Consider the following 16,513-nt stretch of genomic DNA (forward strand, 5'->3'; position numbering starts at 1 on the left):
CAAATCGCGAAATCAATCGGCAAATAGCGGCAAGGGATGCCAGCCATGAATTTGCGGATGCGCGGTTGCCTGTTGCAGATGTTGCAGAAACTCGCTGCGCGCGATCGGCAGTGCGCCCAGCGATGCCAGGTGGTCGGTCTCTTGCTGGCAATCGATCATGCTGACGCCATGCTTTCGCAAGAAATGCACCAAGTAAGCCAGGGCAATCTTGGAAGCGTCGCTGACCCGGGTAAACATGGATTCGCCATAAAACATGCGGCCGATGCTGACGCCGTAGGCGCCACCCACCAGTTTGCCGTCCAGCCAGACCTCCGATGAATGGGCGTAGCCGAGCCGATGCAGGGCGCGATAGCCGGCGACAATATCTTCCGAGATCCAGGTGCCGGCGCCATCGCGCCGCGGCGCCGCGCATTCGCGCATGACGCGTTCGAAAGCGAAGTCGAAGCGGACTTGCCAGCGGCGGTCGCCGTCTGCGGCGTGCATGCTGCGATGCACCTTGCGCAAGGTTTTGTTGAGGCTGGCCGAGATCGAAAATTTTTCAGTTTGCAGCACCATGCGCGGATCGGTGCTCCACCACAGGATTGGCTGGTTTTCCGAGAACCAGGGGAAGATGCCATGCCGATACGCATCCAGCAGCCGCCGTGGCGACAAGTCGGCTCCGGCAGCCAATAAACCGCCTGCGCCGTCTTCCTCGGTCAGCGCGGTGCTGACGTCGGGAAATGGACTGTCCAGTTCAAGCCAGGGGATCATTGTGGCGCCAGCGCAGTTTTATTTGGGCGCCAGGCCAGGGCGCATGGGTTTGAAAATGTCCTGCGTATGCAAGCTGAAGTGATCATCTCCCTGGCGAATTTTTTTGAGGTCGGCAAAGAATGCACGCAAAGTAATCTCGACCGTCGGGAAAGCAATTTCATCCCACGGGATTTCCGCTTCCGTGAACATGGCGACTTCCAGGCTTTCGGCGCCGGCGGCGTAATCGATGTCCAGCAGGGTAGCGCGGTAGAACAGATGGACCTGATGCACATGCGGTACGTTGAGCAAGGAAAACAGCTCATGCAATTGAATCCGGGCACCGGCTTCTTCTTCGGTTTCACGCTGCGCCGCAGCGCTGGTGGTCTCGCCATTTTCCATGAAGCCGGCCGGCAAGGTCCAGAAACCGTATTGCGGCTCGATCGCACGCTTGCACAGCAGCACACGCAATTCCCCGTCCTTTTCCCAGACCGGAATCGAGCCGATCACCATTTTAGGATTCTGATAGTGAATGGCGCCGCAGTTGCTGCAGACATAACGCATGCGGTTGTCGTCCGGCGGAATCCGCAGGCTGACGGGATGCGCACATTCGGAACAAAATTTCATAGGCACCGGTAAGTAGTTTGGATGACCAGGAAGTGCATTCCTGATCGTGTTGAATGGGAATAACGTCTAGCATAACAGGGTAGCTAAAGAGTTTAGCATTGGCTAATCCCGATATGCTTTCTTAATACAATTGTCAGTATTGGTTGCATTGCACTGCAATACGATATATACTTTCATTCTTCAGACGCGGGGTGGAGCAGTCTGGCAGCTCGTCGGGCTCATAACCCGAAGGTCGTAGGTTCAAATCCTGCCCCCGCAACCAGTTACAGCAAGAAAGCCGGCATGCATGTTTTCTTGCGCATCAAGCCTTAAGTGCAAAACGCTTAAGGCTTTTTATATTCAGACGCGGGGTGGAGCAGTCTGGCAGCTCGTCGGGCTCATAACCCGAAGGTCGTAGGTTCAAATCCTGCCCCCGCAACCAATGTAAGAGACGGACCGGCTACTAGCTTAGTAGCCGGTCCGTTTTCATTTTGGCTCAGACTTCGTCACCTCGCAGTTCAATTTGAATTTTCCCGAAACTAGCCGCTTTATCGCCAAGCCGTAATCCTGGGCAAAAATGGGGACAATTTGAGCCATCACCAGATCACGCAGTTTTTGTAGAGACCCGTCAGGTGTCTGTTGGTACGTTATCCCAATCATCGCCATAACCAACGAGCCAGCTCAAGGCATAACGACGCTCATAGACGATACTTGGGTCAAGCTCCATAGGCATGGGTTTCTTAAAAAGCTGGGCATCTCGCACTCGCCAATGCTGGTTGTAATGCTCCGACTCGGCTTCTTCTATTTCGGCATTGGGCCGAAGTTCTGCGCTTGTTAAAAATTTTTGCGGATTGTCGTACGCTAAATTAGTAATTTCGTAATCGCTAATTTTCGCACTTTCTGTTAACGGCGGAAGTGTTTCCATGCCTCCGAGCGCCCATATCAACGGAATTGCCGCTTCCAGACGCCAGCTAAAATTAGTTCGATCTTTGTCGCGCGGCTTGATTTGGCTGAAGTAAAAGCTCTTTTCCTCACTTGAAAAATACAAATCAATTTTGTTTTCCTTAACCCAGGATAGGCTTTGCTCTGCAACGTCTTCAAATGCGCGGCTTGTTATTGCCATTAGTGCTAATAGTCTTTCAGCCACATCTTTGGCAGATCGTGGCTTATGTGCGTCCTCTTCAAAAACCTCATCCATGTATGACCCCTGATATTCTAATTAATCGGTTGACGTGAATCGAAGCCGTGACCATAGAGCGGGTACGACTATTTCAGTCGGATAGGTATATAACGTACAAATCCTGCCCCGCAACCAATAAAAACGGACCAGCTACTTGCTAAGTAGTTGGTCCGTTTTCATTTCTGCCTTTGCTTACATCTCCAGAATGTCTTGCGTTTAGTCGGAGTTATTTCGCGGTAACCGCTGATTTCGAAGTCATCAATGATTTCAGCAGCCCGGACGGACTACTTTCGTCAGAACGTTTTAGCCTTGATCTCCTTCAAGTAGAGCTGCCGCTGCAAGTTGTAAGCAGCGGCCTTCCAACGCCCAATGACTGGCGTTGGTTTCCACTTTTTTCAGCCTGTCTCAGTTAGCAGCAGTAAATTGAATGTAGGGATTCGTTGCTGCGACGCTGCCATTGGCAGCCGTTCCGGCTTTGGCGGTACATTTGCCCAAGGTCAAATTATTGGTCTCTCCAGTGGACCCATGTCCGGCTGGGCCAAGACATGTCGGTGCATGGGTGCCGCCATCGTTTATGGCGAGATTCACGCTGATGGAGGAGCCTTTGTTGAAGGATGCCTGGGATCCTCCGCCGTTACCCACCAGAGTGAATTCCGCTTGCTTCCACCAGAGTGCGGCAAAAACCGTGCTGTCAGAAACTCTATCAGCATAGACATCCTTGCCAACAGTCAGGGTCACCACGTCATTACCAGTCGACGACGCGGAGCCGGACAGTTTCATATTGGCTAGCTGAGAGATGGCGAATTGAGGGGTGCTGATGCCGTTGCTGTTATGAACGCACGCGGGGCCATTGCTATCCGTGGCGTCATCCCAGCCAGCGGAGGCTGGGCAGCCGGCGCTGTTGTAGTCAGCCTGCGAAGGGAACACCCAGCTTTGTATGAAGGCCATGGGATGAGTTCCATCCGTATAGGCATCCGTCGAGTAGAGGTACTGTTCCCAAACGTTGCAAGAGCCGTAGCCAAGTTTTGCGCATGCAGTCGATGATGCATTTATATCCGTATTGAGCTGCAAGGTATATTGATTGGCACCGATGGTTCCATTGGACATTGAGCCACCGAACAGTACATTGACTCCCTTTTCAGATTTCACGCCGCTTACCACCGGAAAGCTGCCCGTCGCAGATTGAATGATTCCCGCTGCCTGCGCGGCATAATCGGTGCCATTGCCAACTGTCTGTGGTTTTACCTCTTCCCTACTTAAGGAGCGGAGGACAGGCGAGGGCAGAACCGGCCTGCTGGAGCGATAGGTCGGGCGTGGCCCGCAAGTTACTTTCTCCCAGTTGGCGCTAGGATAGGAAGCATGAAAACAACCCGCTGCAGGCGGACCAATTTTCTTCATTTTTTCGTGCCAGGTCTGCAGTGCCGGTGTTTCCGCAACCAGCTCAGGATTAGCATTGACGGCTGCCGTGGGTGAAAGCACGGCGCTGTTCAAAACGACGGGTTCGGCTGCCACAGCGGTGACTGGACTGGTCGCAATAGCGATAGCGAAAGCTGTCGCAAAAAAACATGTGCTCTTTTTTGTAAATGAGTGCATTTTTTTCTCTATCAAATGGAATTGTTGATCAAACAGTTCTTGATGTGTGTGTCGCGGGCGACGCTGAAGGCAAACAACCGCGATGAGCGTTAGCGAAATCCAGTTCAAATGGGCCCGTCTGTACTTACCTGTCCTTTCCGGCTGCACTACCGCGACGACTGCCATGGCAGTGATAGCAAATCCAGCACCTGATTTTTGTGTAAAACGAAGTCGTGTTCACTGGAAACGACTTCCCCCGGCGAATGCAAAGCGTCTTGCATCCAATAACTGAAATTCATGTGTGTAGAACGCCAATGAAGCTGGCTTCTGTTGATGTGCTCTTATTAGTCATGCCCGTCGAGAAGAAAAAAGGGGGCATGTTTTCTTGGGAAAATTTGTAAGTGTTTGTAAGCTAGGAGACTTTGCAGTCACCGCTCAGGGTGTGCGCCCTGCGTTTTTCGGGCGCGATCGCTTGGCTGTAGTCTTGTTGGTTTCCTCAGCCCGCACATGCCGGCGTTGCGTCTGGCTGGGACGCAGGTCCTTGGCAATGCGGTGTGTAACGCCCCCGCACTGACCAGCTTGAAGCGGGGCCAGCAGTGCGCTGGCTCACACTTGCCTGGCGTGTCGATCGCCGCTAATACCGAGTATTGGTAAAACGCAAAACTCAGCTGGCTGCCATGTTGTAACGGAGGGAGTTTTTAGATCAGGTGTCGCCCGTGCTCATGCCGTAGCGAGGTATATCTTTGACATCATCCATGTAAAACATAGGTGAAATTTGAGTGAAAGGAGAGGCCTTCCCATCCGTCGCCAGACCTTGCGGTTTTTGCAATTTCTAGTATTTACGGAATCTGCGCTGGTCTGACGTGATTTGTAATGGTGGAGGCGGCGGCAATCGAACCAGCTGCTGCTGCTTGACACGCTATTTCAGGCGGATAGATAGGTAAGGTACAAATCCTGTCCCCGCACAACCAGAAAAAACGGACCAGCTACTAGCTTTAGCAGTCGGTCTGTTTTCATTTTGACCTGGACTTCATCCTCTTGGACTTAATCCAGGAACATCTTCGTCGTGACCTTGAAGTCTTTTGCAGCCAGGCTCCATGAAATCCTGCGGGAATTCGTCTGGGTAGCCGTACCGTCGCGAGCGGGTCCTTTTCGATATCCTGGCCGTCAAGTATCACCAAATCGGTGGTGTCCGTTGCATGGCGATAAACGCAGACGAGTAGCCAGCCATCATCTTCATCAGTGGCAGTGGAACGCGGAACGAACACCGGTTCGCTGTTCTGGTCGCCCGCTGGAACTGCATATCGCTGCATCGAACCGTATTCGAGATCATAGCGAACAATGCCTCGCATCTCTATATTTGTCGGTTGCTCTACTGCATAGAGAAAGCGATAGGGACGACCTGTTCGATTTTCGTTGATGCGAGGCAGCTCAATACCTGCATCATCAATCTGCTTTTCGGCTACGGTTCCGCTCTTCAGGTCGATGACGTAGCGCCACAGAACTCCTGGCGGATTTTCCTCGAAAGCTGCAATGCCGCTCGCGAGGCGCAAATACCATGGATACCGAACGACATCCAGGACAACTGTCGATTCATCTGCGTCGTATGCATTCACTACATGCAGGATAAAGCAGGGCATTACTTCAAACCAGCGAATCTGGCCGCCATGGCGAGGGGTTACGCCGATCCGCGCCTTGCGCTCGTCATGCCAGCGTAAGGGCATGCGATAGCCGTGGGATAACATCGAGAAGTCAAATGCAACGTCAAGATACTGCGGGTAGCGGTAATCGCCATGTCGTGCATCATTGATGGCGATGCCAGTTCGATTTCAATGTCGACGCTTTGTACACCATTCGCATCTGTTACACCGTAGCGTAACCAGGGCTTTTTCCAATCCGCCCGGAAGAGCATGAGTTCGCCTGTCCGTGGATCGACTTTTGGGTGGGCTGTCATGCCGTCTGCCTGCCCCAGGTGACGACGCGTCGTTCCCAGAGTTTCGAGCTTGGCCGTAACGGCAAGTGGCGCACCTCCTTCCGACAGCGCCAGTATTTCGCCGGCGTGATACAGAACGTTGACGTTCGGATTCGTATCAAGCAGAGACGGCACGGCATCCGGATTGTGCGCATGCGCCCATCGCTGGGTGCGGAGCCAGCGGTTGCAATAACCCGTTGCCCGGCCGTCTTGAAATGAGATGGCGTGCAACATTGCGGCTTCCGGCCACCAGGACAACACATCATTTCCGTCGAAACGACCACTCAGTGGGTTGGGGCCATTGCGTAGCAATATGCCATTTAGATCCTGCGGAACCGTGCCGGTGACGGCAAGATCAACCAGGTCTACTTCATCAGTGACAGGCGCAGTAGCGCCGACGTTCAAATCAATTGCAGCCATGTTTGTTGTTCCACTATCGGTTTTTGTCAGGAGGATATCCACTCTGAGGAGGTTGAGTGGACCAGCTTAGTCAATAATACCCGGATATAAATATTCGATCAATAAAATCCGGGTAAAAATAACCCGACATTCCCTTTGACTGTAGCAAGGCTTGCCGTTGACATTTAGGTTTGTACCTTTTTACCTTGCAATTTGCTTTTTATCGCATCGTGCATAAGATTTTCTATTGTCTAAGCCAAAGAAATCCAGATTGCCGCTAGCTCTGAAAAAGCGGATATTACAGCCTCGCCATCTCTAAGGTGAATGGCCGGATATTGGCATCCTACGCACGTTTCTGTATGCAGCGTCGGTTATGAGATGAAACTATTTCTTATGTGGCTGTTCCCAATCTAGCGACTTTTCTAATCACTATCGTGCCTAGAAATAACCAACGGCTGGTGTCGTCAACAATTTCGATCTGAGGTTTCTCCAACCATGCGTCAAAAAAACATGAACATCATCAAACTACTTTCAGTCTCAATGTGTTTCCTTGCAGCATCTTCCTATGCGGCAGACAAGGTCGATCCGTCTTCGGTCCGCGGTATCGTAGATGCAGCTATTCAGCCGCTGATTGAGAAAAACAATGTCCCCGGCATCGCCGTTGCGGTGACTGTCGACGGGAAAAACTACTTCTACAACTATGGCGTGGCATCGAAAGAAACCCAGCATCCGATAACCAGTGAAACACTGTTTGAAATCGGCTCGCTGAGCAAGACATTTACCGCTACCCTGGCTACTTATGCTCAGCTCAACGGCAATCTTTCGCTATCTGACAGTCCTGCCAAATACTTCCCTTATTTGCGCGACAGTAAATTTGGTAAAGTCAGTTTGATCAATCTGGGGACCCATACGCCAGGCGGCTTTCCTGTGCAGGTGCCGGACGAGATTGGCAACACGGATCAGTTGCTGGACTACCTGAAATTGTGGAAGCCGGCCTATGCCGCCGGCACCCAGCGCTCCTACTCGAATGTCAGCATCGGCATGCTCGGCATGATTACCGCCAAGAGCATGCATGTATCTTTTGACGATGCGATTGAAAAGAAATTGTTTCCCGAGCTTGGCATGAAGCATAGCTATATCAATGTGCCGACGGATAGGTTGAAGGATTATGCGCAAGGTTATACAAAAAAAGATGCGCCGATCAGGATGAACAAAGGGATTTTGGGATCCGAAGCTTATGGAATTAAATCCAGCACGATCGATATGATCCGGTTTATCGATGCCAACATGCAGACGATCAAGCTTGATCAAAAATTGCAGAAGGCGATAACGGATACCCACACGGGGTATTACAAGTCAGGGGAAATCACGCAAGACCTGATATGGGAGCAATACGCCTATCCGGTAGAACTCAACGACTGCTGGCAGGTAATGCCGACACGATGGTTACCCAGAGTAATCCGGCAACCGGATTGAATCCACCTCTGCCGCCGCAAGAGAATGTCTTGATTAACAAAACCGGCTCGACAAATGGTTTTGCAGGCTATGTCGCCTTTATCCCGCCAAGAAACTGGGCATCGTGATACTGGCAAATAAGAACTATCCGATTTCCGATCGGGTGACGGCTGCGTATCAAATATTGACTCGCCTGGATGGTAAGACGCTGCCTCAAAGCAAGGCGCAAGCTGAGTAACATCCTTTGTTCCACGATTAACTTTACCCGTTTCATCAATGCCTGCGAAGCATTTCTTCGCAGGCATTGATCTGCTACTGCTTGCTACTACTTTCCGCCCATGAAAACTGAATATTTTATTGCTATGCTTGTTGCTGTGCCTATCGCGGCTGCCGCGGCATCCGGCTCTGTGATTGCAACAGAAGCCGCTTCTGCAGCGAACCAGCCAACACGCGTCCTGCAAAGGATCAATTTATCGAAAACTCCTTATCAGCTTGGCTTGGGAACAGGCGAAATGGCGCCCAATACCATCAAGGAACGCCGCATACAAACCGGGCCTGAAGTGGTGTATGTGCTTGAGGGAGAACTGGTGCTGATGATGGAGGGCCAGGCATCGAAAACGATTAAGGCAGGGGATAGTTTTCAGATCCCGGCTGGCGGGGTGCATGTAACCAAGGCTGGTCCTCAGGGTGCCAGATTTGTTGCCAGCTGGGTGTGGGAACCAGCCAAGCCCTTTGTTGTGCCTGCGCCCAAGCAATAAAGCGACTGCCGTAGTTCCCGATCCTGCCGATTCGGGAAGCCCCTTCGTGGTTTCAAGCTGTTTTATCGCAAGTTTTGCAGTGAATAGTGGCTGAAAAGGGGACAGAATGATGCTGCCGCTCACTAAATATTTCTTTTGATTTAACAAATTTGAAAAGGATTGTCAAATCCCCCGTTTAACATTGGACAACGCAGTGTGATCTCTAGGATGATTTTGATGAGCAGTGTTTTTTTGGGGGATTTGAAATGGAAACGCTCATCAACGATACCTATCTCAACCAGAGCATCGATAAAATCCTGAGATGCGCGACGCTGGCGCTGTACGGCGAGGATGTGCGCTTCTCCGTGCTTCTTGCAGTCCATGACGCGCGCGATTATCTGGTCAACGTCAAGGCGGGAGATCCCGCGACCAATCAGAAGGTGTTCCACAATAGTTTGACGGCCTTAGCCAATAGTACGCATCCCAGCATGCCTGACTATAAAAAAACGATCGAGTATGCGGCTACGCTGGTCGCGTTTGAATTGGACGACTAACGATCGTCTGACAAGAAGTCGTACGCTTTTCAAGTACCAGCCCATCGCAAAACAGGCGGTCGCATGCCTCTGAATTGATCCGGTGTTATATTTCGACACTCTGTTGTTCTGGCTCAATTTAATAGGAATACGATCATGGCAAATATCGCTTTTCTCGGTACCGGCTTACTTGGAAGCGCATTCGCGGAAGCTGCCGCAAAACGCGGTGACACAGTCACTGCATGGAATCGCTCCAGCGACAAAGTCCAATCCCTCATCCAGTTCGGCGTGACGTCGGCAGCGACGCCTGCCGAAGCAGTGCGAACTGCATCAAGAGTACATATCGTGCTGAAAGACGACGCCGTGGTCGAGGAGGTGATTGCGGCGATACGCGATGTCCTGCCTGCTGACGCCATCATCATTGATCACACCACGACATTGCCGGCATTGACCGCCGCACGTGCCGAGCGTCTGCATGCCGCTGGAGTGAAGTATCTCCATTGCCCCGTTTTCATGGGGCCGCCGGCTGCACGCAATGCCCAGGGTTCGATGATGGTTGCGGGGCCGAAAGCGCTCTTCGACGCGGTCCAGGCGGATCTCGCCAAGATGACGGGACGCCTCGAATACGTGGGCGAACGCGCCGATCTTGCTGCCGCCAACAAGCTGTTTGGCAATGCCGTGATCATCGGCCTGTCGGCGGTCATGGCGGATGTTCTTACCCTGGCGCAGGCGAGCGATGTGAGTGGCGAAGACGCTATCAAGCTGCTTGGCATGCTTGACTTGAATGGCATGGTGGCGGGCCGCGGGGTGAATATGGCCAAGGGCAATTTCAATCCAAGCTTCGAACTGGTGATGGCGCGCAAGGATGTGCGGCTGATGCTGGAGACTGTCGGCAAGCGGCCGATGGCGGCATTGCCGGCGGTCGCCGCCAGAATGGACCAGCTGATTGCCGCTGGACACGGTGCCGAGGATGCCAGCGTCCTCGGCATCGACGCTGTGTCGCGGCCGTAGTCCTGTTGATCTAGCCGGCGGGCGCAGACAAGATTCGCAAATCGCGGGCCCAGGTCTCGCCGATCAGATCCTTGCCGAAGCTGTGGTGGGCATCCTCCGCGATTTTTTCAAAGCCTTCCTTCGCGTAGATATCGCGGGCGCCTGTCAGGACGCTGTTGGTCCACAGAAGCATGCGCTGGTAGCCGGCGAACTTCGCGAAGCGCAGGCATTCCTGGACCAGCCGCCGGCCGATTCCCATTCCGCGCGCGCTTGGTTCGACGTACAGCAAGCGCAGTTTGGCGGTGGTTTCGTCGTGGCGCACCACAAACACCGAGCCGACCACCTTGCCATCTTTCTCGGCGATCCAGCAACGTTCCGCGCTGCTGTCGAAATCGCGTATGTACTTGGCGACGATATCGGCCACCAGCGCCTCGAAGTCCACATTCCAACCATAGTCCTGCGCGTACAGCACGCCATGGCGATGCACTACCCAACCCATGTCGCCCGGACGGGGATCGCGCAGCAGATAGGATGAGTCGCGCTGGCCCAGCAGGCTCTCTATCTGGCGCATGGCGTCCACCAGCTGCTGCTGCTCAGGCAGTGACAGGCGTTCCAGCATTGCCGCGACTTCTCGTTGCGACGCTTCATCCAGCGGTGCGTAGGTAGCGCGTCCGAGCTCGGTCAGGTGTAGCTGGGCAACGCGGCCATCGGTTTCCGAACGTGCGCGTTCGAGCAGGCCATTTTTTTCGAAACCGGATATCACGCGGCTCAGGTAGCCAGGATTGAGGCTCAACTCGCGGGCCAGGTCCGCTGCTGTCAATGTCGGGCGATGTGCCAGCTCATACAGGATGCGAAGCTCGGTGAGTGAAAACGCGCTGTCCAGTAAATGCTCGTGAAGCACGCCGATCTTGTCGGTGTAGAAGCGGTTGAAATACCGGACTTTGGTGGCGCGATCATCAAGTCGTTCGATAGTCATAGGAAATCCAGTAAGTTGCCTTAGGCTCTAATATAGGTGCTTTAGGCAATCAAATCAAGATAGCATGCAAGAATTACTGGCGATTTTCCTTGGTGCTTGCCATGTTCTTTGGGCGGCGTATCGGAAGTTGGCGATAATGGAAACCTTTTTGATTTTTCCTGCCGCTCCGGACCAGCCCGCCTCATTTTGCTTTTTCCATAATTCCTCCATGAAAAGAAACGTAAAAATCTTCCTTCTTTCTTGCTGCTGCATGTCGCCGGCGCTGTTGCACGCAGCCGAGCTTGAACAGCAACTGGCGCACTGCTCGGCGCTGGCTGACGCCAGTGCGCGCCTGGGATGTTATGACGCCTTGGCCAGCGCCGCTGCGGATGCGGCAGTCCCGGCCACCCCCGCTGGCGCAGCAACGGTATCTGTCGCGCCAGCCTTCCCGGCGCCGACGGTTGCAACCGGCAAGACCACGACAGAGCAGGGGGCAGACCAGATTTCACACACAGTGCAGAGCTGGGAGCTGGACCCCAACGCCAAGCGCGGCGTGTTTGCCCTCAAGTCTTATTTGGATAACTATGTATTGCTGGCCAATTACAGTACCTCGACTAACCAGGCGCCGTTCAACCCGGACACGCCGAATGGACTCAACCTTCAAAAAACCGAGCTGACCTATCAGCTCAGTTTCAAGATGAAGATGTTGGAAAATATCGCAGGCAGTCCGGTCGATTTGTGGCTGGCCTACACGCAGCAGAGTTTTTGGCAGGCCTATAACCGGGCCAACTCCAGTCCGTTCCGCGAAACCAATTACCAGCCGGAGCTGATTGCGACGCTGCCCTTGACGGCAAAGATCGGCGATTTCAATTTCCGCTATCTCAATCTCGCGCTGATGCATCAGTCCAACGGCCAGTCATCCACTTTGTCGCGCAGCTGGAACCGTTTCTATGCGGAGTTGGGAGCGGAATACGGCAAGCTGGCGCTGGCAGCCAGGATCTGGAAGCGCCTCGATAACGCCAAGGCCGATAACGACAATATCGACATCGTTGACTATATGGGGCACGGCGACCTGCGCGCCACCTACCGTCAGGACGGCTATGAGTATTCGCTGCTGGCGCGCCACAATTTCCAGACCGGACATGGCGCGGTCCAGGCCAGCCTGGCGTTTCCCGTCACGACCAATCTGAAAGGCTATGTGCAGCTGTTTTCGGGTTACGGTGAGAGCCTGATCGATTACAACTATTCACAAAAGTCGATCGGCGCCGGTTTCCTGATCGATTTCTGAACAAAGTCCTGACAAGAAAATCTTCTTGTTCAATGAGCCCCGGAGCGTTATGCGCCCAGGGCTTTTTTCTGCAGGGATAGTCCGGGGGAAGTCGTTTGCAGGTTATGCAAGCCATCCTTTTGCGCCGGATTGCCCATAATCGCTGCCGTCTATTGGCGGCATGCGCATCGTGCAACGCACCAAACTGATCTGCTAGCGTCGTCGTCCAGAGATGCCGTTGTGCGATCTGGGGTGATCGTGCGGTCACCAGGGCGACATAGCGCCCATCCTTCCTTACCAGTCAAATTACTGTCTGGTCGATAGTTCCGCAGTCGTAACAGTGATAAATCCGATTCACCATTTTCGTGCTTTGTGCACCAAAGTGGTATTACTAAAAAACTACCAATACAAACTGGTCTTGGTCATTTGTTCAATAATCTAAATAATGCTGCGATGCAGCGTTGTTTAGCGATTTGAATGATCTTGTTCGACTCATGTGACGACTTAAATTTTTTTATAAAAAATTTCTAAAAAAAATCATCACTCGCAATTCTGCGCTCGATTAAATGCCTTTTTATTATTGAAATTTGAGTCTCTGTTTTATCCTCTAAAAAACTCAATTTTCATAGACAAAAATTATGAAATTTAAGCGCAAATACAGGCCTTTTCATGCGGCGTTGCGTCAATTCATAAGAAGTTCAATAAAAGATCCAGTAATTTTTATTTTTCATGAAATCTGCATTTTTTCAGATCAGGTTTTCAAAAAAAGCGACCAGTCCAGTCCACTAAACAACAGCCGTGTAGTTTGCGAAATAGTGAATGTAAACAACGGTATATATAGATATATGAATTGTGCATTTGGATACCAATAATTTATTTATGTAATACCAGTTAGATGCCTATTGACAGCCACTTTTTCGATCCATAGAGTGTCCCCAGCGCAACGTTTCTACATGAAATTTTGGAGCTTGGACGCAAGGCAGGTTGGGGTGATGTGCGGGGCAGAGTACGCACAGCATCTTTCCCGGAAGGTCTTTGGAGAAGGACTGACCGGGTGAGTTGTAGCACTTGCAGTGACATGCGGCGTCTTGTTGGGCAGGTCTTGTTGTATTGGCGACTGTATCGAAAAAAAGGTTCTCCCTTTGCTGGTTTGACGCAACGTCAGGCCGCAGCGCGGAGAAGTAAATGAAAAATGGCCTGTCTGGGATAGGCGAGGCCGCAATCGATGGGGAGAACAGTAAGTGAACAAAAATTTAACACCAATAGCATCTGCGGTTGCACTACTGGTGATGGCAGCAGCAGCCATGCCGGTTTATGCGCAGCAGGCAGATGACACAGCCCCAAAGGCTGACAGCAAGAGCACTGACAAGAGCGGCCAGATTGAACAGGTCACCATCAGCGGCATCCGTGGTTCGTTGCAAAAATCCCTGACTCAAAAACGTAATGCCGATTCCCACGTGGAAGTCATCACAGCGGAAGACATCGGCAAGATGCCGGACAAGAACGTGGCCGACTCGCTGTCGCGCGTACCTGGCGTCACCATCGGCAATGCCGGCGCAACAGAAGGCGGTTTCGATGAAGCCGACCGGGTCAGTATGCGCGGCACCAGCCCCAGCCTGACGCAAACGCTGATCAATGGTCACAACGTGGCATCCGGCGACTGGTTCGTGCTGGACCAGTCGGGCCAGGTCGGCCGTAGCGTCAGCTACACCATGCTGCCTTCAGAGCTGGTCGGTTCGGTGGTGGTCCACAAGAGCTCGGAAGCCAGCCTGGTTGAAGGCGGCGTCGCCGGTTCGGTTGACATCATTACCCGCAAGCCGCTGGAGTTCAAGAAACAATTCACGGCTGAAGCAACCCTCGGCGCGGTATATGCAGATTTGCCTGGCAAGACCGACCCGCAAATAAGTGCGCTGATCAACTGGAAAAACGAAGCGAATACCTTCGGCATCCTGGTGCAGGCATTTTCGGAAGAGCGCCATCTGGAACGCCAGGGCCAGGAAATCCTCGGCTACACACAGATCGCTCCTGGCAGCAAAATCGCCACTGCGCATCCTGACCTGGCCGGCGTCTATGCACCTAACCTGATCAACTCCGCCCTGTTTGAGCAGCAACGCAAACGTACCGGCGGTTTGATCGATGCCCAGTTCAAGGTCAGCAACGATTTCTCTTTCGATATCAATGGCTTCACTTCGGAAATGAAGGCCGCCAACTACAACCGCAGCTATGAATTCTGGGGCGCGCAAGTTATCAACGCCGGTGCCGGCCAGTCGCCGAATCCTGGCTATACAGTCAAGAACAACACGCTGACATCGGCGACTTTTGCTCCTGTCGCCGGCACCAACTACGGCGTGTATGACCAGATTTCACGTCCAGATGAGAGCGCAAGTTCGAATTTTGTCGAGATCGGCACCAAGTGGCGCGCAAGTGATTCGCTGAATTTCACCACCAAGCTAGGTACGTCGACGGGTGAAGGCAAAACTCCTACGCAAAACGTCGCGGAATGGAATGTCGGCGTCGGCGCCGGCGCCGGTTACCAGCTGAACGGTATCGGCACTGCTGCCAACTGGAACCTGGGTGCTACCAATAACTCCAGCCCTAACACCGGCACAACCGCCTTCGGCTGGATCTTTGGCGACCAGAACGTCGACGTCAAGGATAAGGAAAACTGGGCTCAGATCGATGGTGAATACACTGCCGGCTGGGGTGCATTGTCGTCGGTGCAGTTCGGCGCACGGTATAACGACCATAAACGCAGTTCCGATGGCGTGATCGGCCAGGGACCGACAGCTGACGCAAGCAATCCAGCCAATTTCCCGCAAGGCTACCAAAATTTCCCGTCGAACTTCGGCAGCGGCCTGGGTAGCGGTTTCCCGACCAATGTCTGGTATTACACGCCGGGCCAGCTGGCAGCCTTCAATGCGTTCACCAACCGCGATCCGGTCTCACGTGAAGATTGGAATTCCGAGTTTTCGGTGAAGGAAAAGAATGCCGCCGGTTACCTGCAAGGCAATCTTGAAGGCAATCACTGGAGCGGTAATGTCGGCGTGCGTGTAGTGCAGACGCAAGAGAACGTTCTCTCCAACGTCGCGGCGCCAGCCACCGCGCCGGGAGCGATCACGACTTCGGCTTTCGGTCCGTTCGTCCGCCAGCAAGACAACAACACCTACGTCGATGTACTGCCTAGCGCCAATCTGAAATTTGAATTGAGCAAAGACGTGATTGCCCGTTTCGCACTGTCGAAGACCATGACGCGTCCGGATTACTCGGCGCTGGCTGGCCAGGTGTCGTTGTCGCCACCGGCGCAATTCGGTTCCATCGGCTCGGGCAGCGGCGGCAATCCGAATCTGAAGCCGATCACGTCGAACAACTTCGATACGTCGATCGAGTGGTACTTTGCTCCTCGTTCCCTGGTTTCGGCGAGTGTTTTCAACATGAACCTGACCAGCTACGTAGGCCTCGGCAGCGTCACCAGAAGCTATGTCACCAGCACGCCTGATCATCCTGCCAACTACATGGCCGACTATGTGCTGACCGTGCCGGTCAACACCAGTGGTACGGTAACCGGTGTCGAACTGGCGTATGAAATGCCGCTCGGGAAGTACTTCGGTTTTGCCACCAACGCCACCTTTATCAATGCCTATGACGCGAACAACGGTCCTTTGGTTGGCGCATCGAAACGTACCGCCAACCTGACGGCTTATTTCGAAGATGAGCGCTTCAATGCCCGCATCTCGTATAACTACCGTAGCGCCTTCTACAGCGGCCTGGATCGCAGCACTGCGTTCTATCAAGCCGGCGTCGGCACCCTGGCAATGTCTCTCGGCTTCAAGTACAGCGAACAGCTGGCCTTCACGCTGGATGCGCAGAACCTGAACAACCCAACCCTGAAGTACTACGCATTGAGCGAAGACCAGCCGCGCGCGTTCTACAAGAACGGCCGTCAGTTCTATCTCAATGCCCATCTGAAGTTCTAGCAAGGCAATACCGACATGCCGCCGTCCAAAGCGACATGCCGGATGAAACTGAAATTGTGTGCGGTTGAAGTAAGAGTTGACGTTGATTTGCCGAGAGAGCGTGGACAACCAGATATGCATGCACCCGCTTGGCTTTGATGAAAGCGC

At 53.1% G+C, this 16,513-nt stretch carries 10 protein-coding genes, 2 tRNA genes and 2 pseudogenes; 8 read left to right on the forward strand and 6 right to left on the reverse strand.

Annotated features, from left to right (window positions below):
• Nucleotides 1-12: 12 nt before the first annotated feature.
• The gene (gene aat / locus LT85_RS07820) at nt 13-750 is read right to left on the reverse strand and encodes a leucyl/phenylalanyl-tRNA--protein transferase (RefSeq protein ID WP_038487208.1); all 738 of its coding nucleotides are present in this window, start codon (nt 748-750) and stop codon (nt 13-15) included.
• A gap of 18 nt (nt 751-768) precedes the next feature.
• Entirely contained in the window at nt 769-1,353 is a 585-nt protein-coding gene (locus tag LT85_RS07825) for an NUDIX hydrolase (RefSeq protein WP_038487210.1), read from the reverse strand.
• Nucleotides 1,354-1,538: 185 nt separating this feature from the next.
• Between LT85_RS07825 and LT85_RS07830 the strand changes: the two genes are divergently transcribed.
• Nucleotides 1,539-1,615 (forward strand) — tRNA-Met (locus tag LT85_RS07830).
• 82 nt (nt 1,616-1,697) lie between these two features.
• Nucleotides 1,698-1,774, forward strand: a tRNA-Met gene (locus tag LT85_RS07835).
• Between the two features lie 186 nt (nt 1,775-1,960).
• On the opposite strand, the gene LT85_RS07840 is transcribed toward LT85_RS07835, so the two are convergent.
• The 3 genes and pseudogenes from LT85_RS07840 to LT85_RS07850 all read right to left on the reverse strand — a co-directional run bounded on the left by LT85_RS07840 (nt 1,961) and on the right by LT85_RS07850 (nt 6,476).
• The gene (locus LT85_RS07840) at nt 1,961-2,530 is read right to left on the reverse strand and encodes a DUF4272 domain-containing protein (RefSeq protein ID WP_038487212.1); all 570 of its coding nucleotides are present in this window, start codon (nt 2,528-2,530) and stop codon (nt 1,961-1,963) included.
• A gap of 387 nt (nt 2,531-2,917) precedes the next feature.
• Complete coding sequence (locus LT85_RS07845) at nt 2,918-4,213, reverse strand: hypothetical protein (RefSeq protein ID WP_156117465.1); 1,296 nt, start codon at nt 4,211-4,213, stop codon at nt 2,918-2,920.
• Nucleotides 4,214-5,097: 884 nt separating this feature from the next.
• A pseudogene (locus LT85_RS07850) lies at nt 5,098-6,476 on the reverse strand (carotenoid oxygenase family protein).
• A 474-nt stretch (nt 6,477-6,950) separates the two neighbouring features.
• On the opposite strand from LT85_RS07850, the pseudogene ampC reads away from it, so the two are divergent.
• The 4 genes and pseudogenes from ampC (at nt 6,951) to LT85_RS07870 (ending at nt 10,191) form a co-directional block, all read left to right on the forward strand.
• Nucleotides 6,951-8,148: pseudogene (ampC, locus tag LT85_RS07855) on the forward strand (class C beta-lactamase).
• A 100-nt stretch (nt 8,149-8,248) separates the two neighbouring features.
• Nucleotides 8,249-8,668: a cupin domain-containing protein gene (locus LT85_RS07860; protein ID WP_038487213.1), complete on the forward strand. Its 420-nt coding sequence runs from the start codon at nt 8,249-8,251 to the stop codon at nt 8,666-8,668.
• 245 nt (nt 8,669-8,913) lie between these two features.
• On the forward strand, nt 8,914-9,201 hold the full coding sequence (locus LT85_RS07865) for a hypothetical protein (protein ID WP_038487215.1): 288 nt from the start codon (nt 8,914-8,916) through the stop codon (nt 9,199-9,201).
• Between the two features lie 135 nt (nt 9,202-9,336).
• A complete protein-coding gene (locus LT85_RS07870) occupies nt 9,337-10,191 on the forward strand; it encodes an NAD(P)-dependent oxidoreductase (RefSeq protein WP_038487217.1) in 855 nt (284 codons plus the stop codon).
• 10 nt (nt 10,192-10,201) lie between these two features.
• Here the strand turns inward: LT85_RS07870 and LT85_RS07875 are convergent, their stop codons facing one another.
• Nucleotides 10,202-11,146, reverse strand: coding sequence for a bifunctional helix-turn-helix transcriptional regulator/GNAT family N-acetyltransferase (locus tag LT85_RS07875; protein ID WP_038487219.1), 945 nt, complete (start codon nt 11,144-11,146; stop codon nt 10,202-10,204).
• A gap of 208 nt (nt 11,147-11,354) precedes the next feature.
• Between LT85_RS07875 and LT85_RS07885 the strand changes: the two genes are divergently transcribed.
• Both LT85_RS07885 and LT85_RS07890 read left to right on the forward strand, forming a co-directional pair.
• Entirely contained in the window at nt 11,355-12,413 is a 1,059-nt protein-coding gene (locus tag LT85_RS07885; RefSeq protein ID WP_253273691.1) for a phospholipase A, read from the forward strand.
• 1,220 nt (nt 12,414-13,633) lie between these two features.
• Nucleotides 13,634-16,366, forward strand: coding sequence for a TonB-dependent receptor (locus tag LT85_RS07890; protein ID WP_038487225.1), 2,733 nt, complete (start codon nt 13,634-13,636; stop codon nt 16,364-16,366).
• Nucleotides 16,367-16,513 lie beyond the last annotated feature (147 nt).

The organism is Collimonas arenae (assembly GCF_000786695.1).
Taxonomy (GTDB): Bacteria; Pseudomonadota; Gammaproteobacteria; order Burkholderiales; family Burkholderiaceae_D; genus Collimonas; species Collimonas arenae_A.

What these genes read in the sequence shown, in the direction of transcription:
- LT85_RS07825 (WP_038487210.1), bottom strand. Translation starts at nt 1,353, where the DNA reads ATGAAATTTTGTTCCGAATGTGCGCATCCCGTCAGCCTGCGGATTCCG.
- LT85_RS07840 (WP_038487212.1), bottom strand. Translation starts at nt 2,530, where the DNA reads ATGGATGAGGTTTTTGAAGAGGACGCACATAAGCCACGATCTGCCAAA.
- LT85_RS07870 (WP_038487217.1), top strand. Translation starts at nt 9,337, where the DNA reads ATGGCAAATATCGCTTTTCTCGGTACCGGCTTACTTGGAAGCGCATTC.
- LT85_RS07860 (WP_038487213.1), top strand. Translation starts at nt 8,249, where the DNA reads ATGAAAACTGAATATTTTATTGCTATGCTTGTTGCTGTGCCTATCGCG.
- LT85_RS07875 (WP_038487219.1), bottom strand. Translation starts at nt 11,146, where the DNA reads ATGACTATCGAACGACTTGATGATCGCGCCACCAAAGTCCGGTATTTC.
- aat (WP_038487208.1), bottom strand. Translation starts at nt 750, where the DNA reads ATGATCCCCTGGCTTGAACTGGACAGTCCATTTCCCGACGTCAGCACC.
- LT85_RS07865 (WP_038487215.1), top strand. Translation starts at nt 8,914, where the DNA reads ATGGAAACGCTCATCAACGATACCTATCTCAACCAGAGCATCGATAAA.
- LT85_RS07885 (WP_253273691.1), top strand. Translation starts at nt 11,355, where the DNA reads ATGAAAAGAAACGTAAAAATCTTCCTTCTTTCTTGCTGCTGCATGTCG.